The organism is Amycolatopsis japonica (assembly GCF_000732925.1).
Classification (GTDB): domain Bacteria; phylum Actinomycetota; class Actinomycetes; order Mycobacteriales; family Pseudonocardiaceae; genus Amycolatopsis; species Amycolatopsis japonica.
In genome coordinates this window covers 7,667,701-7,691,580 of the sequence record NZ_CP008953.1, presented here as the reverse complement: position 1 = coordinate 7,691,580, position 23,880 = coordinate 7,667,701, and the positions used below count along the sequence as shown (strand labels likewise).

The 23,880-nt window shown below is 68.7% G+C and carries 23 protein-coding genes; 18 read left to right on the top strand and 5 right to left on the bottom strand.

Features of this window, described 5'->3' with window-relative positions; translation table 11 throughout:
* Nucleotides 1-374: 374 nt before the first annotated feature.
* On the top strand, nt 375-878 hold the full coding sequence (gene xrtP / locus AJAP_RS35460; protein WP_038519723.1) for an exosortase P: 504 nt from the start codon (nt 375-377) through the stop codon (nt 876-878).
* Entirely contained in the window at nt 878-2,266 is a 1,389-nt protein-coding gene (locus tag AJAP_RS35455) for a glycosyltransferase (RefSeq protein WP_038519720.1), read from the top strand. The genes xrtP and AJAP_RS35455 overlap by 1 nt, the downstream gene beginning before the upstream one ends.
* Nucleotides 2,267-2,280: 14 nt before the next feature.
* Here the strand turns inward: AJAP_RS35455 and AJAP_RS35450 are convergent, their stop codons facing one another.
* Nucleotides 2,281-4,176: an N-acetylmuramoyl-L-alanine amidase gene (locus AJAP_RS35450; protein WP_038519718.1), complete on the bottom strand. Its 1,896-nt coding sequence runs from the start codon at nt 4,174-4,176 to the stop codon at nt 2,281-2,283.
* A 142-nt stretch (nt 4,177-4,318) separates the two neighbouring features.
* On the opposite strand from AJAP_RS35450, the gene AJAP_RS35445 reads away from it, so the two are divergent.
* From AJAP_RS35445 to groL, 3 genes are all read left to right on the top strand, one after another.
* Nucleotides 4,319-4,969: an HAD family hydrolase gene (locus AJAP_RS35445; protein ID WP_038519717.1), complete on the top strand. Its 651-nt coding sequence runs from the start codon at nt 4,319-4,321 to the stop codon at nt 4,967-4,969.
* A gap of 207 nt (nt 4,970-5,176) precedes the next feature.
* The gene (gene groES, locus AJAP_RS35440; protein WP_007031106.1) at nt 5,177-5,470 is read left to right on the top strand and encodes a co-chaperone GroES; all 294 of its coding nucleotides are present in this window, start codon (nt 5,177-5,179) and stop codon (nt 5,468-5,470) included.
* A gap of 100 nt (nt 5,471-5,570) precedes the next feature.
* Nucleotides 5,571-7,184 (top strand): chaperonin GroEL, encoded by a 1,614-nt coding sequence (groL, locus tag AJAP_RS35435; protein ID WP_038519714.1) that lies wholly within the window; start codon nt 5,571-5,573, stop codon nt 7,182-7,184.
* A gap of 279 nt (nt 7,185-7,463) precedes the next feature.
* On the opposite strand, the gene AJAP_RS35430 is transcribed toward groL, so the two are convergent.
* Complete coding sequence (locus AJAP_RS35430; RefSeq protein ID WP_073847344.1) at nt 7,464-7,784, bottom strand: WhiB family transcriptional regulator; 321 nt, start codon at nt 7,782-7,784, stop codon at nt 7,464-7,466.
* A gap of 230 nt (nt 7,785-8,014) precedes the next feature.
* On the opposite strand from AJAP_RS35430, the gene AJAP_RS35425 reads away from it, so the two are divergent.
* The 5 genes from AJAP_RS35425 to AJAP_RS35405 all read left to right on the top strand — a co-directional run bounded on the left by AJAP_RS35425 (nt 8,015) and on the right by AJAP_RS35405 (nt 12,418).
* On the top strand, nt 8,015-8,929 hold the full coding sequence (locus AJAP_RS35425) for a MerR family transcriptional regulator (RefSeq protein WP_174492115.1): 915 nt from the start codon (nt 8,015-8,017) through the stop codon (nt 8,927-8,929).
* A 9-nt stretch (nt 8,930-8,938) separates the two neighbouring features.
* Complete coding sequence (locus tag AJAP_RS35420; RefSeq protein ID WP_038519708.1) at nt 8,939-9,778, top strand: hypothetical protein; 840 nt, start codon at nt 8,939-8,941, stop codon at nt 9,776-9,778.
* A 140-nt stretch (nt 9,779-9,918) separates the two neighbouring features.
* Nucleotides 9,919-10,515, top strand: coding sequence for a response regulator transcription factor (locus AJAP_RS35415; RefSeq protein WP_003073605.1), 597 nt, complete (start codon nt 9,919-9,921; stop codon nt 10,513-10,515).
* Between the two features lie 382 nt (nt 10,516-10,897).
* A complete protein-coding gene (locus AJAP_RS35410) occupies nt 10,898-11,470 on the top strand; it encodes a sigma-70 family RNA polymerase sigma factor (protein WP_026467317.1) in 573 nt (190 codons plus the stop codon).
* Nucleotides 11,471-12,418 carry an anti-sigma-D factor RsdA gene (locus tag AJAP_RS35405; protein ID WP_038519699.1) on the top strand — a complete coding sequence of 316 codons (948 nt, stop codon included), beginning with the start codon at nt 11,471-11,473 and terminating at the stop codon, nt 12,416-12,418.
* Nucleotides 12,419-12,509: 91 nt separating this feature from the next.
* Here the strand turns inward: AJAP_RS35405 and AJAP_RS35400 are convergent, their stop codons facing one another.
* A complete protein-coding gene (locus AJAP_RS35400) occupies nt 12,510-12,896 on the bottom strand; it encodes a DUF5319 domain-containing protein (protein WP_005166667.1) in 387 nt (128 codons plus the stop codon).
* A gap of 135 nt (nt 12,897-13,031) precedes the next feature.
* Here AJAP_RS35400 and guaB point away from each other — a divergent pair, with 135 nt between their 5' ends.
* The 3 genes from guaB to AJAP_RS35385 all read left to right on the top strand — a co-directional run bounded on the left by guaB (nt 13,032) and on the right by AJAP_RS35385 (nt 16,390).
* Nucleotides 13,032-14,543 carry an IMP dehydrogenase gene (gene guaB, locus AJAP_RS35395; RefSeq protein WP_038519695.1) on the top strand — a complete coding sequence of 504 codons (1,512 nt, stop codon included), beginning with the start codon at nt 13,032-13,034 and terminating at the stop codon, nt 14,541-14,543.
* A gap of 81 nt (nt 14,544-14,624) precedes the next feature.
* A complete protein-coding gene (locus AJAP_RS35390; protein ID WP_038519692.1) occupies nt 14,625-15,095 on the top strand; it encodes a DUF3574 domain-containing protein in 471 nt (156 codons plus the stop codon).
* 161 nt (nt 15,096-15,256) lie between these two features.
* Complete coding sequence (locus AJAP_RS35385) at nt 15,257-16,390, top strand: GuaB3 family IMP dehydrogenase-related protein (RefSeq protein ID WP_034304399.1); 1,134 nt, start codon at nt 15,257-15,259, stop codon at nt 16,388-16,390.
* Nucleotides 16,391-16,881: 491 nt separating this feature from the next.
* On the opposite strand, the gene AJAP_RS35380 is transcribed toward AJAP_RS35385, so the two are convergent.
* Nucleotides 16,882-17,445 (bottom strand): DinB family protein, encoded by a 564-nt coding sequence (locus tag AJAP_RS35380; RefSeq protein ID WP_038519689.1) that lies wholly within the window; start codon nt 17,443-17,445, stop codon nt 16,882-16,884.
* A gap of 77 nt (nt 17,446-17,522) precedes the next feature.
* Here AJAP_RS35380 and AJAP_RS35375 point away from each other — a divergent pair, with 77 nt between their 5' ends.
* Both AJAP_RS35375 and AJAP_RS35370 read left to right on the top strand, forming a co-directional pair.
* Nucleotides 17,523-19,229: a GMC oxidoreductase gene (locus AJAP_RS35375; protein ID WP_038519687.1), complete on the top strand. Its 1,707-nt coding sequence runs from the start codon at nt 17,523-17,525 to the stop codon at nt 19,227-19,229.
* A 9-nt stretch (nt 19,230-19,238) separates the two neighbouring features.
* A complete protein-coding gene (locus AJAP_RS35370; protein ID WP_038519684.1) occupies nt 19,239-19,961 on the top strand; it encodes a maleylpyruvate isomerase N-terminal domain-containing protein in 723 nt (240 codons plus the stop codon).
* 19 nt (nt 19,962-19,980) lie between these two features.
* On the opposite strand, the gene AJAP_RS35365 is transcribed toward AJAP_RS35370, so the two are convergent.
* The gene (locus AJAP_RS35365; protein ID WP_174492070.1) at nt 19,981-20,964 is read right to left on the bottom strand and encodes an ABC transporter substrate-binding protein; all 984 of its coding nucleotides are present in this window, start codon (nt 20,962-20,964) and stop codon (nt 19,981-19,983) included.
* A 53-nt stretch (nt 20,965-21,017) separates the two neighbouring features.
* Here AJAP_RS35365 and AJAP_RS35360 point away from each other — a divergent pair, with 53 nt between their 5' ends.
* The 3 genes from AJAP_RS35360 to AJAP_RS35350 are packed head-to-tail and all read left to right on the top strand — an operon-like array spanning nt 21,018 to nt 23,871.
* Nucleotides 21,018-22,025, top strand: coding sequence for a FecCD family ABC transporter permease (locus AJAP_RS35360; protein WP_051972690.1), 1,008 nt, complete (start codon nt 21,018-21,020; stop codon nt 22,023-22,025).
* Nucleotides 22,022-23,080, top strand: coding sequence for a FecCD family ABC transporter permease (locus AJAP_RS35355; protein ID WP_038519679.1), 1,059 nt, complete (start codon nt 22,022-22,024; stop codon nt 23,078-23,080). The genes AJAP_RS35360 and AJAP_RS35355 overlap by 4 nt, the downstream gene beginning before the upstream one ends.
* On the top strand, nt 23,077-23,871 hold the full coding sequence (locus AJAP_RS35350) for an ABC transporter ATP-binding protein (RefSeq protein ID WP_038519676.1): 795 nt from the start codon (nt 23,077-23,079) through the stop codon (nt 23,869-23,871). The genes AJAP_RS35355 and AJAP_RS35350 overlap by 4 nt, the downstream gene beginning before the upstream one ends.
* Nucleotides 23,872-23,880 lie beyond the last annotated feature (9 nt).

Below are 23,880 nucleotides of genomic sequence, written 5' to 3'. Positions count from 1 at the left end.
GGCACAACCGTTGCGGACGAATCCTCAGCTGGCCTGACTCGGCTCGCGGATCGTCTATCGCCGAGTGTTTCTTAAATTGAACGGAAAACTGCGAGGATCACCGGATCGGGTGGTCCTCGAAGAAATTGCCGCAGGTCGCCGAAGGCATCACCCTTTCGGCCTAGTCAGTTTCTCCACGATCGTGCCGAAAGGGCCCATGATCACGTTGGAAATGCGAACCCCGGTCGAAAGGGCCGGTTCTCGCTGACTTACTCTCGTCGGCGAGTTCCTGTCCGCTGCGCCGGATCCCCGTCGTCTGCTGCGTCTTTCCTGAGAGGGTCACCGTGGCCGTTGCGAGCGCTCCTTTGCCGAGTCACCACCGGTTTACGCTGCGTATGGCGGTGCTGGCGGTGATCGCCGTCGCGGTCGGCCTGGTGCTGGCCGAACGTCTGTACCGGGTGTTCGAGGTCCAGCTCTCGGGTCTGATACTGAGGGTCATCACCACATCGGGTGTCTTCGTCGCCGGTGAACGCGAGACTGTCTACTTTGGGTTGTCGGGCGATACTCCACTCGGGTTAAGAATGACTCCGGAATGCTCGTCGGCATTCATGTTGCTGCCACTGCTGCTGGTGACCGCCGTCATGTTGTATTTCCGTCCGGGAAATGCGAAGCGGCTCTTCACTTCGTTGGCGATTTCCGCGATCGTCGTCATTCTTGTCAATCAGATGAGGGTTTTGGCCATCGTCGGTCTCGTGAACGTGATGGGTATCGACGAGGGTTATTACTGGGGTCACACCTTGCTCGGCTCGATGGTCAGCGTCCTCGGTGGCGCGGTCGCCCTCGTCCTGTTCGTCTGGCTGAGCACCCGCAAGCCCCGCGCCGAACGCGGGACCGCCTGATGGGCGGCGGCTCGATCAAGATCCTTCTCGCGATCACGCAGGCCTTCGCGCTCACCATGAGCGTGGCGTTCATCGTGTACGTCGTCGTGATCGTCGTGCCGTACCTGCGGCGCAAACCCGCGCCCGTCGGTGACGCCGACGACTTCACCTGGCACTTCTTCGTTCCCTGCCGGGACGAACAGACCGTCATCCGGGAAACCGTGCGGTACCTGCGTTCGACGTTCCGGCAGGCGCACGTCTGGGTCGTCGACGACGACTCCGAGGACCGCACCGCCCGTGTGGTCCGGTCGATCTGGCGGCGCAACGGCGGCTACGACCCGTATCTGCACCTCGTTCCCCGCCGTCGTCCGGAAGCGAGGACGGGCAAGGGCGACGCGCTCAACGCGGCCTATCAGGCGCTCAACGACTGGATGGGCCCGGACGCGAGCCGTGACGACGTGGTCGTCGTGGTCGTCGACGCGGACGGACGGCCGGCGGAGAACTGCCTCGAGGTGTGCGCCGCGGACCATCTCTTCGGCGACGAGACGATCGGCGCCGTGCAACTCGACGTCTGGATGGGCAACGCGGGCACCCGTCCGCCGGGGAAGAACTGGTTCTCCCGCGCGTTCGGGCTGAAGCTGGCCCAGATGCAGGATCTCGAGTTCCGCACGGCCATCGCGGCCATCCAGACCTCGCGCGGGTTCACCGGCACGATCTCCATGGGCGGCAACGGTCAGTTCACGCGACTGTCCGCATTGGACTCGATCGCCGGGCCGGACGAGCAGCCGTGGCGCGGTTCGCTGCTGGAGGATTTCGAACTCGGCGTGCACCTGCTGACCGCGGGCTGGCGGACCGGCTACACGCCGGATTCCCATGTGAAACAGGAAGGTCTGTACAGCCTGCGTCGATTCCTGGTGCAGCGCACGCGCTGGGGCCAAGGGACGATGCAGTGTTCGCGGTATCTCCGGCGGATCTGGGATTCGCCGCATGTGAGCACGCTGGGCGCGGCGGAGATGATGTACTACCTCGCGCAGCCGTGGATGCAGCTGCTCGGCTCGCTGCTGTACCCGATCCCGTTCATCCTGCTGCTCTTCAGTACCGCGGGGGATCCGGCGCAGGTGTGGACCTGGTTCGCCGACGACGGCGCGTGGATCCTGTTCGCGATCTACGGCTCTTTCGGGCTGCTGCCGTTCATCGTGTGGGGCCCGATCTACCAGTTCAAATGCCTGAAGAGCCGTAACCTTCTGCGCGGGATCGGGATGGGCTTCGCCTACGCGCTGTACATCTACACGTTCTACATCACGTCGTGGCGGGCGCTGTTCCGGCTGGTGCGCGGCCGCAACGGCTGGTCGAAGACGCGGCGGAACACCGAGCACGCCCCCGGGGTCAAGGTCGCGCTGGACTCCTGACCCCGGGGACGGGTTCAGACGGCGGGCAGGATCCGGACGTCGTCCGCCTTCACGAACGCGATGCGGTGTCCGAACTGGATCTGCACGTACTTCGTCTTGCCCTTGACGACCACGTGGTTCGCCGGGTCGAACGTCGTCGCCGAGTAGTACTCGGAACCGAGGACGTTGCCGAGCGAGTACCGCTGCCCGGCCGAGAACGTGTACGGCAGCGGGATCACCTGCTGCACCGGCACGTTCGCCGGGTACGCCTCCGCCTCGGGATACGCGCGGCCGAACACCGGCACGGTCGCCAGGCCGGGCTTCGGCGTGACGACCAGGCCGAACGCCGGGCTCGTCGTGCGCTGATCGCGGAACCAGCCCTTCTGGCCGAGGTACCAGATCGCCGTCCAGCCGTCACGCCGTTCGGCGACGACGTAGCGCTGCCCGGTCTCCGCGCGGCTGCCGATGTCGGAAACGGCCATCGTGCTCGCCGAACCGTCCGGACGCAGGCCGATGTCCTTCAGCAGCGGTGCCGTGTCGTTCGGCTCGCTGCGCAGCACGACCGAACCGGACCCCCTTGCCGGGCAAGGCTTTCCCGCGGTCTCGCAGCCGGTGAACGCGGGCTGGTTCGTGGCGAAGTCCGGCGTGATGGTCACCAGCGGCGAGCCGGGGCGGCCGAAACCGGACAGCGGCGCGCCCATCAGGTCGAAGTAGTGCGCCCAGTCCCAGTACGGGCCCGGATCCCAGTGCATGCCCTTGATGGTCGAGGGGATGGTGCCGGGGACGTTGTCGTGGCCGAGGATGTGCGCGCGGTCGAGCGGGATGTCGTACTTCCGCGCGAGGTAGCCGACGAGTTTCGCGGACGTGCGGTACATCGCCTCCGTGTACCAAGTGCCCTTCGCGGCGAAGCCCTCGTGCTCGATGCCGACGGACTTCGCGTTGACGTACCAGTTGCCCGCGTGCCAGGCGACGTCCTTGGTCGGCACGTGCTGCGCGATCTGGCCGTCCGACGAACGGATCGTGTAGTGCCAGCTCACGTAGGTCGGGTCACGGACGAGGTCCATCGCCGTGTCCCAGTAGCCCTCGGTGTCGTGGATGATGATGTATTCGACCTTTTGGCTCTTCGGCCGGTCCGCCTTGTCGTGGTTGCCGTAGTCGTTGTTCGGCAGCTCCTGGTACGGCGCCGGCACCGAAAGGCACGAGACCTTCTTCGGGCACTCCGTCTTCGGTGCCTCCGCCTCGGCGCGCGCCGGGCTCACCGGTGACGCGGCGAGGGTGACGTTCTGGCCGTCGTCGGTCCTGCGGCTGACGCCCTTGGAGATCGTGTCGAAGACTTCGTCGGCAAAGGACTGTGCGCCCTCCGCGACCTTCGCGCCGCTGTAGCGCGCGACGGCGGCCCTCCAGTCGCCGGTTTCGCGCTGGTACTTCGCCAGCAGCGCGGCGCCACCGCGGATGTTCTGCGTGGTGTTCGTGCGCAGCGTCGCGACGTCCTGGCCGATCAACGTGGCCGCCTCGTCGATGGTCTGGAGACCGGGCGGGGGAGGCTTCGGCGCCGGCGTCACCGGGAGTTTCGCCGTGCGGGCGTCGTCTCCGCGCGGATCCTCGTCGCCGTCGTCGTGATGCGTGCCCGTGCCCGCTTCGCGCAGGTCGGTCAGGTGCATCGGGCCGTAGCCGGCGGACGTGCTCGGGGTGCCGGCGTTGAAATCCCAACGCGACTCCAGGAACGAGACGCCGAGCAGGACGTTCTCGGGAACGCCGAACTCCTGCGCGGCGGCCGCGAAGTCCCGCTGACGCTGTTGATCCGCCGGAGCGGCTTCAGCGGGGACAGCGGCGAGGAGTCCGGCGGTGAGGCTGAGGATCGCGAGCCCGGCGGTCCGTCTGGACCGGCGCCGGGGCGGCGTGAGGGAAACGGGACGGAAGGGACGCGGCATGGGCGTATACCCCCAGTGACTAGGTCTGCTCGAACAGGACCGACCCCAATGGTCGGAACCTAACCAGAAACCGGCTTGGTCCGTAAGGCCCCTCCGGATCGCGATTAGGGGGCTAAACGCAGGTCGGTGGCAAGGTGGGGGCATGGGTGGGGTGCGGGAGCTTCTGCGGGAGAAGGACCACGTCTTCCTCGACTTCGACGGCCCGGTGTGCGACGTGTTCGCCCGGCTTCCGGCGAGGGAGGTGGCCGACAGGCTGAAACGACTCGTCGAACCCGAGGTGATCGCTTCGGCCGATCCGTTCGACGTGCTCCGGTTCGCGGCCTCATGCGGGCCGAACGCCGCGAACGTCGTCGAGCGACAGCTCAGCCGTTTCGAGGGGGAGGCCGTCGCGCAGGTCTCGCCGTCGCCCGGTGTCGCGGACGTGCTGCGTGACTGGCGTGCGCAGGGGTTCACGGTGACGATCGTCAGCAACAACTCCGTCGACGCGGTCCGGGCGTTCCTGGGGCTGCACGACCTCGCCGAGCTCGTTCGCGGGATCAGCGCGCGGACGACGAGCGACCCGGCGCGGCTGAAGCCCGAGCCCGCGCTCCTCGACGCGGCGGTGAAGGCACTCGGCACGTCGCCGGGGCAGTGCGTCATGGTCGGCGACTCGGCGGCGGACATCCTGGCCGCACGCGCCGCCGGTGTCGCCTCGATCGCTCTCGCGAAGACGCCGGCGAAGCGCCGGGCCCTCGCCGCCCTCGCTCCCGATGCCCTGGTGACCGACCTCGCCGACCTGCGTTTCGCGGGCTAAACGCGCTCCGGTGGAACGGGGACGGAACAAAACGGCCGGTCAGGGGCTCGCGGACAAGGTGAGCGGCCCCTCCTTGCGAAGCTGGCACTCACATGGCTAGAGTGCTAATTGCACGGCCCGAACACGCCCCGGCACCCGCGACGGCGGGGGTGGTAGGAGCCGTAACTCATCCTGCCAACGCTTTCGACGACCGTGGAGGTCAACCCGGTGAGCGTGAACATCAAGCCGCTCGAGGACAAGATCGTTGTCCAGACGAGTGAGGCCGAGGAGACGACCGCTTCCGGCCTCGTCATCCCCGACACCGCCAAGGAGAAGCCCCAGGAGGGCAAGGTTCTGGCCGTGGGCCCGGGCCGCATCGACGACAAGGGCAACCGCGTCCCGCTCGACGTTTCCGTCGGCGACGTCGTCATCTACTCCAAGTACGGCGGCACCGAAGTGAAGTACAACGGTGAGGACTACTTGATCCTTTCCGCTCGCGACGTGCTGGCCGTCATCAACTGACGTCCGCTCTCAGCGCATGACGCCCCGGGCCCCGCATTGCCGGGGAACGGGGCGTTCGTGTTTTCCGAGCTTTAGAACTGGAAGGTAAGCGGAACAGGCCATGCCCAAGCAGATCAGTTTCGACGAGGACGCTCGTCGCGCGCTCGAGCGCGGGGTGAACAAGCTCGCCGACGCGGTCAAGGTCACCCTCGGCCCGCGCGGTCGCCACGTCGTGCTCGACAAGAAGTTCGGTGGCCCGACCATCACCCTCGACGGCGTCACCGTCGCTCGCGAGATCGAGCTCGACGACCCGTTCGAGAACCTCGGCGCCCAGCTCGCCAAGAGCGTCGCCACCAAGACCAACGACGTCGCCGGTGACGGCACCACGACCGCGACCGTGCTCGCGCAGTCGCTGGTGAAGGTCGGCCTGCGCAACGTCGCCGCCGGTGCCAACCCGACCGCCGTCGGCCGTGGCATCGAGGCAGCCGCGGAGAAGGTCATCGCGGTGCTCAAGGAGAAGGCGACCCCGGTCAAGGGCCGCGACAACATCGCCCAGGTCGGCACCGTCACCTCGCGTGACGCGGCCATCGGCGCCCTGCTCGGCGAGGCCGTCGAGCGGGTCGGCGAAGACGGCGTCATCACGATCGAGGAGTCGTCCACGCTGGCGACCGAGCTCGTGATCACCGAGGGTGTCCAGTTCGACAAGGGCTTCCTCTCGGCGCACTTCGCGACCAACCCGGAGGAGCAGAAGGCGATCCTCGAGGACGCCTACATCCTGCTCGTCCGCGAGAAGATCTCGTCGCTGGCCGACCTGCTCCCGGTGCTGGAGAAGGTCGTCGAGGCCAAGAAGCCGCTGCTGATCATCGCCGAGGACGTCGACGGCGAAGCGCTGTCCACCCTCGTGGTGAACTCGCTGCGCAAGACGATCACCGCCGTCGCGGTCAAGGCGCCGTTCTTCGGCGACCGCCGCAAGGCGTTCCTGGACGACCTCGCGGTCGTCACCGGCGGTGAGGTCATCTCGGCCGAGATCGGGCACAAGCTGTCCGAGACCACGCTGGCCCAGCTGGGCAACGCCCGCCGGATCGTCGTCACCAAGGACGACACCACGCTCGTCGACGGTGCCGGCACCAAGGACGACATCGCGGGCCGTGTCGCGCAGATCCGCAAGGAGATCGAGAACACCGACTCCGACTGGGACCGCGAAAAGCTGCAGGAGCGGCTGGCGAAGCTCGGCGGCGGTGTCGCGGTGATCAAGGTCGGCGCGGCCACCGAGACCGAGCTGAACGAGCGCAAGCACCGCATCGAGGACGCCGTGGCTTCGACCAAGGCGGCCGTCGAAGAGGGCATCCTGCCCGGCGGTGGCTCGGCTCTCGTGCACGCGGTCAAGGAGCTCGACGGCGGCCTCGGCCTCGAGGGCGACGAAGCGACCGGTGTGCGCATCGTCCGCGACGCGCTGTCCGCCCCGCTGTTCTGGATCGCGACCAACGCGGGCCACGAGGGTGCGGTCATCGTGAACAAGGTCCAGGAGCAGAACTGGGGGCACGGCTTCAACGCCGCCACCGGTGAGCTCACCGACCTGCTGGCCGCCGGCATCGTCGACCCGGTCAAGGTGACCCGGTCCGCGGTGGCGAACGCCGCTTCCATCGCCCGGCTCGTGCTCACGACGGAGAGCTCCGTCGTCGAGAAGCCGGTCGAGGAGGAGCCCGCCGCGGCCGGTCACGGCCACGCGCACTAGTTCCACCCCGAAGCGGGGCGGCACTCCACTCGGAGGGCCGCCCCGTTTTGCTTTCCCGCCCCTCTCCCGCGCCCGGATCGCGTTTAGCCCGCGAAACGCGATCCGGCGCCGAGGTGGGGCGCGTCCGCGGGCAGAGCGACTTTCGCGGGCTAACTGCGATCTGACGGTGCTCCCGCGCTGACCTGCGTTTCGCGGGCTAATCGCGATCCGGTGCCCGGACATGCGGAAGGGCGGCACCCCACCCGGATGCCGCCCTTCCGCGTTGCCGACTCGGCCGGATCAGCCGTTCGACATGCTCAATTGGCGCTTGTCCGCCTTGATGATGTGCTCGCGTTCCGATTCCGACAGCCCGCCCCAGATCCCGTACGGCTCGTGCACGGCGAGTGCGTGGTTCCGGCACATCGCCAGTACCGGGCAGGCCAGGCACACGGCTTTGGCCCGCGCCTCGCGGCGGGCTCTGGCCGGCCCGCGCTCGCCGTCAGGGTGAAAGAAGGACGCGCTGTCCATGCCTCGGCACGACCCTTCGAGCTGCCAGTCCCATACATCCGCGTTGGGCCCCGGGAGCCTGCGTGTGTCCGCCATCCTGACCGCCTCCGTCATCCGGTCGAAGCGTTTACCTGCTCTGCTGCGCTGCGGATACTCCATTCGGTGCAACGGCGGTAACGTTAGAAGCGCGCCAATACTTGTTCAAGAGATTCAAGACGATTCAGCCGTTAGGCATCCCCCGGATGTGTGAGCCGTACTTTCCGCTCCGGTTGCCCCTGTCCCGGCCTGCCTGGATATTGGGTCGAGTGGGATCTCGGACGAGCAGTGAAGAACCCACCCTGCCGGTGGCCTCCGTCGCTCGCCGGCTCGGGGTCGCACCGTCCACCCTGCGCACCTGGGACCGCAGATACGGCGTAGGGCCGAGCCGCCACACCAACGGCCGTCACCGCCGCTACGGCAGCTCCGACATCGGCCGTCTCGAACTGATGCAGCGCGCGCTCCTTCGCGGCGCCTCGACGGCTGAAGCGGCGAAGTACGCACTTGAGCAGATGCCCAGGATGGCGACGGAGCCCCCGGAATCCGCCGTCGTCCAAGTGGCGGAGCAGGCCGCCGCGCCGGCCGCCGAAGATCACGACGTCCCGTCCCGCCTCGCCAGGCGGTTGAGCACGGCCGCGCTCGCGATGGATTTCGGCGCGGTCCAGCGCATGCTCGCCGACACGATCCGCGAACTCGGCGTCCTGCCGGCCTGGACCGGTGTCGTGTCGCCGGTCCTGACCGCACTCGGTGCGCGCTGGCGCGGGGTGAGCGCCGGAGCGGAGGTCGAGTACCTGCTCGCCGAATGCGTGTACGCCGCCCTCGTCCGCGCGACGCCGGTGCTCCGCGAGCCGCGTAACCAACGCCCGGTCCTGCTGACCTGCGTCCCCGACGAGCGCGACAACATGCCGATGTACGCCCTCGCCGCGGCGCTGGCGGGACGTCGGATCGGCGCCCAGCTGTTCGGGGCGTCCCTGCCCGCCGAAGTACTCGCGGTGACCGTCCGCCGCAGTGTCCCGGCGGCGGTCGTCCTGTGGTCGGGGCGGCGGGCGACCGCGGACCCGCGCCTGTTCGCCAGGGTGTCCCGCGGCCGTCAGCGCAGCAGGCTGTTCGCGTGCGGTCCCGGCTGGGATCCCGCCACGCTCCCGGACAAGATCGAACTGCTCGGCGAACTGACGACCGCAGCCGACCGGATCGAGCACGTTCTTGTCGGTGCGAGGCGATAGAAAGGACGCATGGAATCGTCCTTGCGGTCCGCCGCGTTCGGTGACGGCGTGCCGCCGCCGGACCCGTTCGCGGTGCCCGCGTCGCCTCGCGGACGGCTGCTCGCCGCGATCGGGCTCGGTGCCCGCGGCCGGTACGCGGCGGCGGCCACCCTGCTGAACGGGTTGCGCGCGAACGGTGGCCCGGTGTTCGCGTCGCTGGCCGCGAGCACGCTGGCGTCGCATCGGCGGCAGTTGGGCGGGCACGCGGCGGCCCTCGTCCTCGACGGCGAGGCGCTCGCGCTGGTGATCACGGAGCCGCCAGGCGAGCCCGACCCCGACGGTCTGGACGCCGAGGGCGCGCGGGCGGACGCCCTCCTGGGGCTCGCGGCGGACAATCTCGGGCGCGGCAGGCTGACCGCCGCCCGGCGGTTGGTCGCGCGTGCGGACGTGCACTGCGGCAACTGGCGGACCCGGACCAGGGCCGGTTGGGTGGGCGCGGAAATCGAACTGGCGGGTAACATTTCCGGGGCGGCCATCGCGCCGGCGGAAATGGCGTGGGAAACCGCGCATGCCAGGGGCGCGTGCCGACATGTCGTCAAATCGAGCCTTGTACTCGCCGTGACGATCGCGAATGGCGGTTCCGCTGAGCGGGATCGCGCGAAAGCGCTGGTAGAGACCGCGCGCGAAACCGCCGAGAAATACGAATTCAATTCACTTCTGTGGGTGGCGTGCCTGCTCGAGGCGGACTTCGGGGCAGGACACGCCGATGAGTATCGATCCAGAAGTGCCGAACTGTTGCACGCAGTGTTACGGCATGCGGATCCTTGCGGGAGGTGGCTCGCCCGGGAATCTCCGTGGGTCCCCCTCTGAGGGCGTCTAGCCTGTTGGAGGGCCCATTCCGGCAACCGGGCTAAGAACTTTCAAAAAAAGCCACCGGATCGTGTCAAGGTTCGGGCTAAAGCGTCCGATAGGGGAAGTGGAATGTCACCCGGCTGCAGGAAGGAAACCCCGTGACGACGGTCTTGATCTGCGACGACCGACGCAGTGTCCGCGAAGGGCTCACTCGAGTGATGTCCGCGGTCCCAGGGGTCAGTCGCATCGACTGCGTAGCGCACGGTGACGAGCTGCTGGCCCGGTACTCCCGTCAGCCGGTCGACGTCGTGCTGGTCGGAACCCAGCGCGCTGTCCCGACTGGCGTCGAAGCCACCCGGCGGCTCGTCTCTGCGAACCCCCAAGCGAACGTGATCGTGTTCGGCGCCCCGGACGACGCGGGCAGCATCGCCGCCGCCATCGCCGGCGGCGCGCGCGGCTACCTGCGCTGGGACGCCTCGCGTCCCGAGCTGGTCGCCGCACTGGCGCACACGCTCGCCAGCACCTCGGTGCCGGCGCCGCGCCAGCCGTCCGACCCCGGCGTCCAGCTCACCGAGCGCGAGCTCCAGGTGCTCCGCGGGATGAGCCAGGGCAAGAGCAACGGACAGATCGGCCGCGAGCTGTACCTGTCCGAAGACACCGTGAAGACCCATGCGCGCCGCTTGTTCCGCAAGCTCGGCGTTCGGGACCGCGCTCAGGCGGTCGCCCACGGATTCCGCCGTGGACTTGTTTCCTGACAACGCTTTCCTGATTTCATCGGTCAGATTGCACAACGGGTGACGAACGGGCCGGGGGAGTACCCCTGGCCCGTACCTGTGTTCCCTGTCACGCTTCGCGCTTTTATGTTCGACGCTCGGGCACTCTTGCCCGAGCGAGTCCGCCTCCGGGCGGACCGTCGTACCCCACTGCGTTCCGGCTCGTTGAAAGTTCGACTACGAGCGAAGGGAACCAGGCAGGACCCGGGTTCAGCGTGCTCGCCGGAAAGGCGGCGCGCCGATGACGGCCGTCAGTGAAGGTGTCGGACCCGGGCGGTACGGTAGCTGTCACCGGTAGTGGTCTCCGAAGTCACACGCCGGACTCTTTGCACGCCTATACGTAACACTGGGACTGTTGTCTGCGATGGCCAATGTGGGGGACGGACTGGATGAGCCGGTCGCCGCTGCTGTTGAGGGTGATCCTCAAGCGGTCGAGCGGTTGCTGGCGGCCATCCGTCCTTTGGTAGTGCGGTACTGCCGCGCTCGGGTTGGCAGGCAGGAGCGTTCGTTCGCTTCCGCAGACGACGTTGCTCAGGAGGTGTGTCTCGCGGTGCTCACGGCATTGCCTTCGTACCGTGATCAGGGCCGCCCGTTCCTGGCCTTCGTCTACGGGATCGCCCAGCACAAGGTGGCCGACGCGCATCGTGCCGCGGCCCGAAATCGCGCCGAGCCGGTCGCCGAAGTCCCCGACGAGGTCGAGGGCGGCGTCGGTCCCGAGCAGCGTGCTCTCCAAGGCGAGCTGAACGAGCGTATGTCGCAGCTGCTGCGCGTCCTTCCCGACAAACAGCGTGAGATCGTGGTCCTGCGGGTTGTCGTGGGATTGTCCGCCGAAGAGACGGCAGAGGCCGTGGGGTCCACCCCCGGCGCCGTCCGGGTGGCCCAGCATCGCGCCCTCGCGCGCCTACGTAAGGTTCTGGCCGCTGAGGAGGTGATCTGAGTGACCGATCGCGACCGTCGGTTCTCCCCTGGGACCGATCGTGAACTGACGGCTTTCGATAGAGGGCTGACGCCCTCGGAAGCCGAGTTCGCAGCTGATCTGTCGGCCGTCCAGGCCGATGACGCGCTGCTCGACGCTCTCGGCGGCTCGGATCCGAAGATGGCCGACGACCTCGGCGATCAAGAGCTCAACGCCCTGCTGCTGGCTTGGCGTCGTGACATCGACAGTGAGCCGCTGGCGGAACTCGTCGATGTCGACACCGCCGTCGTCACCGTGAAGACCGCCGCGCTCGCCCGTAAACACGGGGGAAGACGCCGGCTGCTGGTCCCGGTGGCCGCCGCCGCGGCCGTCCTGGCCATCGCCTTCGCCGGTACCGGTCTCGCCGCGAAGGACGCGCAGCCTGGTGACACTCTCTGGGGCCTGACCAAGGTGCTTTACGCCGACCACGCCCGGTCGGTCGAGGCCGCCGCGGCGGCCAAACTCGATCTCGAGAAGGCCAACCTCGCGCTCGCCGGCGGGCGCCTCGACGACGCACGCAAGGCGCTCGACGAGGCCCAGGCCGCGCTGAACCAGGTGACCGACGAAGAGAACCGCGATCAGCTGCTCGAACAACACCGTCAGTTGAGCGCTCAGCTGCAGAACCCCGGTCAGCAGCCGCTGCCCCCGGATCAGCAGTCGCCTTCGCAGACTCCGGTCGCGACCACCCCGCAGCCCACCACGCAGCCGACGGCTCCGCCGACGTCGCTGCCGGGAGGCGGCAACCCCGGCACGACTTTGCCGGGCACCACGACTCCCTCGCCGACTCCGCCGACCACGACCAGTGAGCCTCCGCCGCCCACGACGTCGACCACACCGCCGGCCTCGGGCAACGACCCGGGCGGCTCGCGGAACGAACCGTCGCCGGGCGCCGGAGCGCAGGCTCCCGCGGCCGCCGTCGAGACGCCGTAACACCCCAGAACGCCGAAAGGGCCTGGTGAGATCTCTCTCACCAGGCCCTTTCTCTTTCCGGCTCAAATCGCGTTTAGCGGGCTAAACGCGCTCAGTAGGCGCTTTCGTTGGCTGTGACACCGTCCGCGAAGCCGCGGCAGTAGTCCCAGCTCACATAGTCGCCGGGGTTCGGATCGAACGCGGGCTCGTGCGGCCGCATGCGACCGTCGGCGAGCAGCTGCTCGAGACTGGCGCGCAGCAGATGCCAGTCGTGATAGTGGGGTTCGTCGCATTCACCGCAGTCGACCACGATCCCGCGTACTCCGCGCGGCTCGAGAAGCGCCTGGTACACGGCGAGATCGGAGAGGTCGGCCAGCAACTCGGTGCGCTCTTCGTCGCTGATCGGCTCGTCGAGCCGGTCGGCGTCGTCGATGAACGCGCGGGCCGGGTCGTCCGGGTCATCCGCGAACGGGTCTGGGGGCAACGCATCTTGCGGCACGCCTGCACGCTACCGGGCGCCCACCCGGGCCGGGCGGCCGCCCGGCCCGGATATCATGAGGAGCAGGCCCCCGCCACGATGCCACCAGCCACGGCGGCTTCCCTCCATCACCGCCAGGAAGGCCCTTCGCCTGCTATGACCAGCGACAGCGTCACCGCCCCCGTCCCGAGCAAGTTCGCCATGCTCGGGCTGACCTTCGACGACGTGCTGCTGCTGCCGGCCGAGTCCGACGTGGTGCCCAGTGCGGTCAGCACCCGCACCCGGCTCTCGCGCAACGTCACCCTGAACATCCCGCTGGTCTCCGCCGCCATGGACACGGTCACCGAAGGCCGGATGGCCATCGCGATGGCGCGTCAGGGCGGGATGGGCGTGCTGCAGCGCAACCTGCCGATCGACGACCAGGCGGCCGCCGTCGAGGTCGTCAAGCGCTCCGAAGCGGGCATGGTGACCGACCCGGTCACGTGCTCGCCCGAGGACACCCTCGCCGAGGTCGACGCCCTGTGCGCGCGGTTCCGGATCTCCGGCGTGCCCGTCACGGACGCCGCCGGGACGCTGGTGGGCATCATCACCAACCGCGATATGCGGTTCGAGGTCGACCACACCCGCGCGGTGCACGAGGTGATGACGAAGCTGCCGCTGGTCACCGCGCAGGTCGGCGTCACCGCGGAGGCCGCGCTCGGGCTGCTGCGCCGTCACAAGATCGAGAAGCTGCCCATCGTCGACGGTGCGGGCAAGCTGCGCGGGCTGATCACGGTCAAGGACTTCGTCAAGACCGAGCAGTACCCCAACGCCTCCAAGGACACCAACGGCCGCCTGATCGTCGGTGCCGCCGTCGGGGTCGGCCCCGACGGGCACAAGCGCGCGATGGCGCTGGCAGACGCCGGGGTGGACGTGCTGATGGTCGACACCGCGCACGGGCACTCCCGCGCCGTCGTCGAGACCGTCGCGCTGCTGAAGAAGGAACTGGGCGAAACCGTCGACATCGTCGGCGGCAACGTCGCGACCCGGGCCGGGGCGCAGGCGCTGGTGGACGCGGGCGCGGACGGGATCAAGGTCGGCGTCGGCCCCGGTTCCATCTGCACCACCCGCATCGTCGCCGGGGTCGGCGTACCGCAGATCTCCGCGATCTACGAGGCGGACCAGGCGGCGCGCCCGGCCGGGATCCCGGTGATCGGCGACGGCGGCATCCAGTACTCGGGTGACATCGCGAAGGCGATCGCGTCCGGCGCGTCCACGGTGATGCTCGGCAGCCTGCTCGCGGGCACCGCCGAATCGCCCGGCGACCTGATCCTGGTCAACGGCAAGCAGTTCAAGACCTACCGCGGCATGGGCTCGCTGGGCGCGATGCAGTCCCGCGGCGAGGCGAAGTCCTACTCGAAGGACCGCTACGCCCAGGACGACGTGCTGAGCGAGGACAAGCTGGTCCCCGAAGGCATCGAGGGGCGGATCCCGTTCCGCGGGCCGCTCGCGAACGTCGTCCACCAGCTGGTGGGCGGGCTGCGGTCGGGTATGGGCTACGCGGGTGCGTCGACGATCCCCGAGCTGCAGGAGGCGCAGCTGGTGCGGATCACCGCGGCCGGGCTCAAGGAGAGCCACCCGCACGACATCACCATGACCGTCGAGGCGCCGAACTACACCACCCGTTAGTCCGCCCCTTAGGACACTTACCCATCCGGTTCCGTTCCCGGGAGACTTGGCCCGCTGATCAAGTCTCCTGGGAGGAACCCGATGTCTTTCACGTCGCGCCGAACCGCGCTCGCCGTCTTCGCCGCCGCTGCCCTCGGGCTCGGCGGCGGGGTGGCGGCTTCAGCCGTCCCCACCGCTTCCGCCGCGCCGTCCGCACCCGAGACCGTCGCTCTCCAGGCTTCGCCGGGTGAGCTGTGGAAGCGCACCGAGCTGTACTTCGGGACGACGAAGCCGGGCGGCGGGGAGCTGACCGACGCCGAGTTCGCCGCGTTCACCGACAAGGCCGTCACGCCGAGGTTCCCGGACGGGTTCACCGAGCTGACCGGTCGCGGCCAGTGGCGCGGTTCGGACGGGGTGATCTCGCGGGAGAGGTCGAAGGTGATCGTCGTCGTGTACCCGTTCACCGATCGCGACGCGAACCGCGAGATCGAGGAGATCCGGACCGACTACAAGAAGGCCTTCGCGCAGGAATCCGTCCTCCGGACCGACTCCGTCGAAAAGGTCTCCTTCTGACCCCACGACCCCCAGAGCGCCTTTAGCGGGCTAAACGTGAAACGGGTGGGGCACCTGGGGCTGGTGTGACTTCCGGCCCGGTTCGGGTGCCCCGTGCGCAGGTCACCCACGCGGCCTAGCGACAATGGGGTGTAACGGTCGTCGGTGAGAAGGGACTTGACGTGCGGGATCTGGTCGAGATCGGCATGGGCCGCACCGCGCGGCGGGCGTATGACCTCGATGACGTGGAGATCGTGCCGTCGCGGCGCACCCGGTCGTCTTCGGTCGTGTCCACCGCCTGGCAGATCGACGCGTACCGGTTCGAGCTGCCGCTGGTCACGCACCCCACCGACGCGATCGTGTCGCCGGGAACCGCGGTGGCCGTCGGCGAGCTCGGCGGGCTGGGCGTCCTCAACGCCGAAGGGCTCTGGGCGCGGCACCCGAACGTCGAGGACGCGATCTTCCGCCTCGTCCGGGCGGCCGAAGACACCGAGGACCCGACCGCGATCGTGCGTGAGCTGCAGGAGCTGCACTCCGCCCCGATCCGGCTGGACCTGCTGACCGAGGCGATCAAGACCGTCCGCGAGTCCGGGGTCACGGTGGCCGCGCGGGTCAGCCCGCAGCACGCCGCCGAGCTCACGCCGGATCTGCTGGCGGCGGGCGTCGAGATCCTCGTCGTGCAGGGCACGATCATCTCGGCCGAGCACGTCCAGCGCGACGCCGAGCCGCTGGACCTGAAGGACTTCATCGGGCGGCTCGACGTCCCGGTGATCGCGGGCGGCGTGAGCGACTACCGCACCGCGATGCACCTGATGCGCACCGGCGCGGCCGGCGTCATCGTCGGCCACGGGGCCAGCCGCGGCGTGACGAGCACCGACAGCGTGCTCGGGATCGGGACGCCGATGGCGACCGCGATCGTCGACGCCGCGGCCGCGCGCCGCGACTACCTCGACGAGACCGGCGGCCGGTACGTCCACGTGCTCGCCGACGGCGGGATGAGCACGTCCGGCGACATCGCCAAGGCCATCGCCTGCGGTGCCGACGCGGTCATGCTGGGCGCGCCGCTGGCCGCCGCCTCCGAGGCGCCGGGGCAGGGGCTGTACTGGACGTCGGCGGCCGCGCACCCGTCGCTGCCGCGTTCGCGCGTGGCGCTGGGCCCGGACTACGCCGTCGACCTGAAGACGCTGCTGTTCGGGCCGTCCTCGGACGCTGAGGGCGTCGTGAACCTCTTCGGCGCGCTTCGCCGCGCGATGGCGAAGACGGGCTACTCGGACCTGAAGGAGTTCCAGCGGGTGGGCCTGACCGTTCGCCGCTGACCCTCGCTTCCCGGCCCGGATCGCGTTTAGCCCGCTAAACGCGATCCGGGCCGGTTTGCGTCGTTGGGATAATGAACCTGAGCGGGCTAACGGGGCACTCCTAGAATGGATGTAGCCGCGAGGCTCCTTCTCGACTGCGACCTCGGCGTCGCGTCGATCGAGGGAGGGCGTGGCACCTCAGCCATGCCGATACCGGCCAGCGCGGAGTTCGTTCGCGAACGTCCGCCCTGCGGCCGCGTGCCCTGAGAGGTGCCAATGAACGCCGTGGTTGCGAGTTCTGAACATGTTCTCTGGGTAGGGGGCGCCCTCCTCGGCGGTTTTTTGACTCGCCTGCTCGCCCTCCTGATCGCATTGCGGGGAACTAAGCCGGGTGAGCGTCCGGCGATCATCCGGGCCCTTGGAGATCTCTTCCGCGTCCTGCCTCGGCGTCGCTCTTGACCCCCAGCAGTCACACCTGCCCCATGTGCCCCACCAGTGTCGCGTTTAGCCCGCTAAAGGCGCTCTGAGGCCGCCCGGGCGGCGCGGGTGATTTCGGAATGGCGGGATTGCCAGAAGGCCGGGTCTTTGGCCGGGGCCAGGTCGACGGAGCCGTCCAGGTGCTCTCGCAGGATGTCGGCGTGCCCGGCGTGCCGGCTGGTCTCGGTGAGCATGTGGACGAGGATGTTGAACAGCATCACGTCGGGACTCGGCCACCACGGCACGCGTCCGGGCGCATCGATGGGAAGCGCGGCGATCGTCGCGTCGGAGTGCTCCCAGACGCGCCGATAGCGGCCGATGATCTCCTCGCGGGTTTCGTGCTCGGTCGCCCACAGGTCGGTCCCGCGCTCAGGGATCGCCCCGGGGAACGGTCGATCGAAAACCTCGCCGAAGTACCGGGCCTCCCATGCCGCCAGGTGCTTGACCAGGCCGAGAAGGTTGGTCCCCGTCGAAGTCAGCGGACGCCGGACGTCGTACTCGGAAAGCCCGTCGAGCTTCCGGAGCATCGCCTCCCGGATCTCTCGCAGGTCACCGTGCAGGTATTCCTTCGCGAAATCGTCGATCACGTGTCCGAGCATGCACCATCCGAGTGGAAGGTAACCGGCGAGTAACTTACCTCTGGTCAGAAGGGGTGGCCGGGGTTACAGTCGAGGGTGTGACTGCGAGTAACACCACCACTGAAGACGACTTCGACTACGACGTGATCGTCGTCGGCTCCGGGTTCGGCGGCAGTGTCGCCGCCCTCCGCCTGACCGAGAAGGGCTACCGCGTCGCCGTCATCGAGGCGGGGCGCCGCTTCGCCGACGACGAGTTCGCGAAGACGTCCTGGGACCTTCGCCGCTACGTCTGGGCGCCTCAGGTCGGCTGCTACGGCATCCAGCGCATCCACATGCTCAAGGACGTCATGGTGCTCGCCGGCGCGGGTGTCGGCGGCGGCTCGCTGGTCTACGCGAACACGCTGTACCGCCCGCTGAAGCCGTTCTACGTGGACCCGCAGTGGTCCCACATCACCGACTGGGAGTCCGAGCTCGGCCCGCACTACGACCAGGCCAGCCGGATGCTGGGCGTCGTGACCAACCCCAGCGTCACGCCGTCCGACGTCGTCATGAAGGGCGTCGCGGCGGACATGGGCGTGCCGGAGTCGTACCACCCGACGCCCGTCGGCGTGTACTTCGGCAAGCCGGGGGAGCGCGCCGAGGACCCGTACTTCGGCGGCGCGGGCCCGGCGCGCACCGGCTGCACCGAATGCGGCGCCTGTATGACCGGCTGCCGCGTCGGCGCCAAGAACACGCTGGTCAAGAACTACCTCTACCTCGCGGAGAAGGACGGCGCGAAGGTCATCCCCCTCACCACCGTGAGCGCGATTAGCCCGCTAAACGCAGGTGGGTACGAGGTGAGCATCAGGAAGACCGGGACCACCTCGCGCAAGTTCCGGCACAAGCTCACCGCGGGGCAGGTGGTGCTCGCGGCCGGCACATGGGGCACGCAGAACCTGCTCCACAGCATGCGCGACACGGCCAAGCTGCCGAAGCTCTCGCCGCGTCTCGGCGAACTGACCCGCACGAACTCCGAGGCCATCATCGGCGCCGCCCGCACCTCGGTCGACGAGGAGCGGAACTTCAGCCGCGGCGTCGCGATCACGTCGTCGATCCACCCCGACGACAACACGCATATCGAGCCCGTCCGCTACGGCAAGGGCAGCAACGCGATGAGCTTGCTCCAGACCATCGCCACCGAAGGCGACTCGGCGGTCCCGCGCTGGCGTCAGGCCGTGAACTTCATGGTCAAGCACCCGGTCCAGACCGTGAAGCTGCTCAACGGCTACCGCTGGAGCGAGCGCACGGTGATCCTGCTGGTGATGCAGAGCCTCGACAACTCCATCACCACGTACACGAAACGCGGGCTCTTCGGCCGCCGTAAGTACACGTCCAAACAGGGCCACGGCGAGCCGAACCCCAGCTTCATCCCCGCCGGGCACGAGGCCAACCTCCGCACCGCCGAGCGTATCGGCGGCATGGCGGGCGGCACCTGGGGCGAGATCTTCGACATCCCGCTGACGGCGCATTTCATCGGCGGCGCTCCGATCGGAACGGCGCCCGACAACGGCGTGATCGACCCGTACCACCGCGTCTTCAACTATCCCGGCCTGTCCATTGTGGATGGTTCGGCGATCACGGCCAACCTCGGCGTGAATCCCTCGCTGACCATTACCGCGCAGGCCGAGCGGGCCTTCTCGTTCTGGCCCAACAAGGGTGAAAAGGACAGCAGGCCGTCGCAGGAATCGCCGTATGCGCGGCTTGAACCGATCGCGCCGAAGAATCCGGCGGTTCCGGCGGCCGCGCCGGCGGCACTTCGGCGCTAAGTTGGGGGAGTGACAGCCTCCGAACGCGCACACGCGCTGCTGAACCGCGTCCGCGCCCTTCACGAAGAATGGGCGCGCGTAGTAGGACAGATGGACGAGGCGGCCGTGCACGCCCCCAGCGGGTTGCCCGGCTGGACCAGGGCGCATCTGTTGTCCCACCTGGCGCGCAACGCCGACGGCCTGGTCAACCTGCTCACCTGGGCGAAATCGGGTGTCGAGACGCCGATGTACGCGGGTGAGGCGGCCAGGGACGACGACATCGAGAAGGGTGCTTACAGGTCCGCCGAGGAGATCGCCGAAGACGTCGTCGCGTCCGCGGCGCGGTTCGTCGAAGTCGCGTCGAGCATGCCGGACGACGCCTGGCCGGTCCGCGTGCGTGCCCGGCAGGGACGGGAGATCCCGGCGGAGTTCGTGCTGTGGCTCAGGCTTTCCGAGACCGCCATCCACTTGGCGGATCTCGATCTCGGCTACGACTTCGCGCGGGTCGCGGAGTTGCTCGGCGACGAGTTCGAGATCGTCGTCGGCAACGCCATCGGCATGTACGGCGGCGAGCTGCCCTCGGTCCTGCTGATCGCCGTCGGCGAAGACGGGACGCGTCACGAATGGCGGATGGGTGCCGGAGAGCCGGTCACGCTGACCGGCTCCCCGGGTGACGTCCTGGCGTGGATCACCGGCCGCGGCGATGGATCCACTTTGGACGGCACCGCGCCGCCACTGCCGCATTGGCTGTGACGGCTCGGTCCACAAAGGACTAAGCGCGGAACGAGTCCACGCCGAACTGCTTCGCGATGTCGTCCAGCATGGCGTGCGCGCCCTGCAGGCTGACCGACGTGAACCACGTGGTGTCGTTGACGTCGATCACCTTTCCCTTGAGGGTGCCCCAAAGTGGGTTCGACTGGAACTTCGTCTTGGGGCTTTCGGCCTGCTTGGTCTCGTCGGCGTAGGTGGCGACGAAGATCGCTTCGGCGTCGAGTTTCCCGATCTCTTCCTGGCTCAGGTCGTTGGAGATCTTCGTCTTGTTGTCCGGTTGCCCGGCGGGCCGCTGGAAACCGGCGTCCGCCATCACGGTCCCGGGGAACGACGCGCTGCTGTAGAGCCGCACGGTCGGCTCGCCTTCGACGAAGCGGACCACCGACACGGCGGCGGGCTTGCCGAGCTTGGCCTTGATCGCGTCGCCGACCTTGCGAGCCCGCTCCTCGTAAGCCTTGATCTTCTGCTCCGCCAAGGCTTCCTTGCCCAGCGCCTTGCCGAGCATCCGGATGTTGTCCTTCCAGGTGGCGCCGGTGGTCTGGCTGAACACCGTGGGTGCGACCTTGCCGAACTCGGCGTAGAACTTCTCGTGACGCACCTTCGCCGAAACGATCAGATCCGGCTTGATGTCGTACAGCTGCTCGATGTCCGGGCTTTCCAGCGCGCCGATCTCCTTGGCGCCCTCGGCGTACTTGCGGTCGTCGCCCAGGTAGTCCGGCAGCTTGTCGTAGTTGCGATATTTGGTGTACGCCACGACCTTCGTCTCGAGCGCCAGCGTCGCGTCGACGTAGCTGGAGTCCAGCGCGGCGACGGTGGCGGGCTGCTTGTCGATCGTGGTCGACCCCATCACGTGTTCGACGGTGCGCGGGAATCCACTTTGGCCGGTGCCGGTGGAGGCGGATTCCTGTGCCCCGCCACCGCATGCGGAGAGTGCCAGGCAGGCGGTCACGGCGAAGGCGACGGCTGCGCGCCGGGGTGGGGTCATGGGTCACTCTTTCTGTGCGGTTAGGCTTTCCTAACCGGAGCATAGGATGGCGGATGTCCACAGTGGAAGTTCGTGTTGGAAAGGCGACAGCGGGAGCCCTGCTCCTCACTCTTCTGGCTGTGATCTGCGTCGCGAGCGTCGCCCTCGGTGCGCGTTCGATTCCCTTGGGTGTGGTTTGGGACGCGATCTTCCATCCCGCGGGTGTGCCGGATCACCTGATCGTCCGTTCGTTGCGGGTGCCGCGCACGCTGCTCGGTGTCCTGGCGGGACTCGCGCTCGGCGCGGCCGGGGCGCTCATGCAGGGACACACCCGTAATCCGCTCGCGGACCCCGGTCTGCTCGGCGTCACCCAGGGCGCGGCGTTCGCGGTGGTGCTCGCCGTCGTCGTGCTGGGCATCGACGACCTCTACGCGTTCATCTGGTTCGGCTTCGCGGGGGCTCTCGTCGCGAGCGCCGTCGTGTTCCTGCTCGGCGCCGTCGGCGGCCGCGGCGCCACACCGGTGACGCTCGCGCTGGCGGGAGCCGCCGTGAGCGCCCTGCTCAACGGCGTCATCTCCGCGATCGTCCTCGGCGACGACCGCGGGATGGAGACGTACCGCTTCTGGCACGTGGGTTCGATCGCGGGCCGGGATCCCGCGATGATCGGCCAGATCGCCCCTTTCGTGGCCGCGGGCCTGCTCCTCGCGGTGATCAACACCCCGGGGATGAACACGCTCGCGCTCGGTGACGACGTCGCCGTCGCGCTCGGGCGGCGGGTCGGCCGGACACGGTTGCTCGGGGTCGCGGCGATCACGCTGCTGACCGGCGCCGCCGTCGCCGCCTGCGGGCCGATCGCGTTCCTGGGCCTGCTCGTCCCGCATTTCGCGCGGGCGATCAGCGGACCCGATTACCGCTGGCTGGTGCCGTTCTCGGCGGTGCTCGGCGCGATCCTGCTGCTCGCCGCGGACCTCCTCGGCCGCGTCGTCGCCTCGGACAGCCTGGAGGTCGGCATCATGCTGGCGGTGCTCGGTGTGCCGGTGTTCGTCCACCTCGTCCGCAAGAAGGGCCTGGCACGGATATGACGGCTCCCAAGGTGATCTCGCTCGGCCCGGCGGCCTGGACGGTCCGGCCGAGGACGCTCACCGTCGTGCTCTTCGCGGCGATCGCGCTGGTACTGGTCGCGGCGTTGAACATCGGCATCGGCACCTCCCACATCGGCCTCGGCGACGTCCTGAAGACGCTGTTCGGCGGTGGCACCGCGCGGGAACGCGGGATCATCTTCGACCTGCGGATGCCGCGGACGCTGACCGCGATCGGCGTCGGCGCCGCCCTCGGCCTTTCGGGTGCGCTGTTCCAGACCATCGCCCGGAATCCGCTGGCCAGCCCGGACATCCTCGGGATCACCTGGGGCGCGGGTGTCGGCGCGGTCGGCGTGATCGTCGCCGGCGGCACGGGCGGCCAGGTCAGCGGCCTGGCGAGCACGCTGGGGGTCCCGCTCGCCGGGCTGGCGGGCGGCGTGATCGCGGGGATCCTGCTGTACGCGCTTTCGTGGCGGCGCGGGATCGACGGCTACCGCCTCGTCCTGATCGGTATCGCGTTGTCCGCCGTCGGCTACAACCTCGTGTACTGGCTGCTGACCGTCGGAGACGTCGACAACGCCGCGCGCGCGACGACGTGGATCGTGGGCAGCCTCGCCGACGTCGGCTGGGAATCGGTCGGCCCGGTCCTGCTCGCGCTGGCCGTGCTCGCGCCCGTCACGCTGATCGCCGGGCACACCATCGGCGGGCTGCAGTTCGGCGACGACACCGCGCGCGGTCTCGGGATCCGGGTCGATGCCGCCCGGGGTTCCCTGCTGCTGCTCGCCGCGGCATTGGCCGCGGTCGCCACCGCGGCCGCCGGGCCCATCACCTTCGTCGCGCTGGCCACCCCGCAGATCGCCTTGAGGCTGGTCCGCTCGGCGCAGCCGCCACTGTTCGGATCGATGCTCCTCGGCGCGCTGCTGACCGTCGGCGCGGACTTCGTGGTGCGCGTGACACCGGTCCTGTCGGGGCTTCCGGTCGGTGTGCTGACGGCGATCCTCGGTGCGCCGTATCTGATCTTCCTGTTCATCCGCAGCCGTAAGGAGGAGCGCGCGTGAACGCCAGACTGCGTGCCCGGGAACTGGAACTCGGGTACGGCGAAACGCCCGTCGTGACCGGGCTCGACCTCGACGTCCTCGACGGGACCGTCACCGCGATCATCGGCCCCAACGGCTGCGGAAAGTCCACTTTGCTGCGTGCGCTGGCGAGGTTGCTCAAGCCACGCCAGGGCGCGGTCCTGCTGGACGGAGAGCGGATCGACAAGCTGCCGACGCGTGAGGTCGCCAAGATCATCGGCCTGTTGCCGCAGACGCCGTCCGCTCCCGAAGGGCTGACCGTCTCCGACCTGGTCCGGCGCGGACGGCATCCGCACCAGAGCTGGTACCGGCAGTGGTCGTCCTCCGACGACGAGGCGATCGAACGGGCGCTGCGGCTGACCGGGATGGACGAGTACGCGGGCCGGGTCGTGGACCAGCTTTCCGGCGGGCAGCGGCAACGGGCGTGGATCTCGATGACGCTGGCCCAGGAGACCGGGCTGCTCCTGCTCGACGAGCCGATCACCTACCTCGACCTCGCGCACCAGATCGACGTGCTGGACCTGGTGTACCGGCTGCACAAGGAACGCGGAACCACCGTGGTGATGGTGCTGCACGATCTGAACCTCGCCGCCAGGTACGCGGACAAGCTGGTCGCGATGCGCGACGGCCGGATCGTCGCGCAGGGCCCACCCGCGGAGGTCCTCACCGAACCGCTCCTCGACGAGATCTTCGGCCTGTCGGCGAAGGTCATGGAGGATCCGGTGTCCGGGACACCGCTGGTCGTTCCGGTGAGCGCACACCTTCGGGCGTAGCGTCGCAAC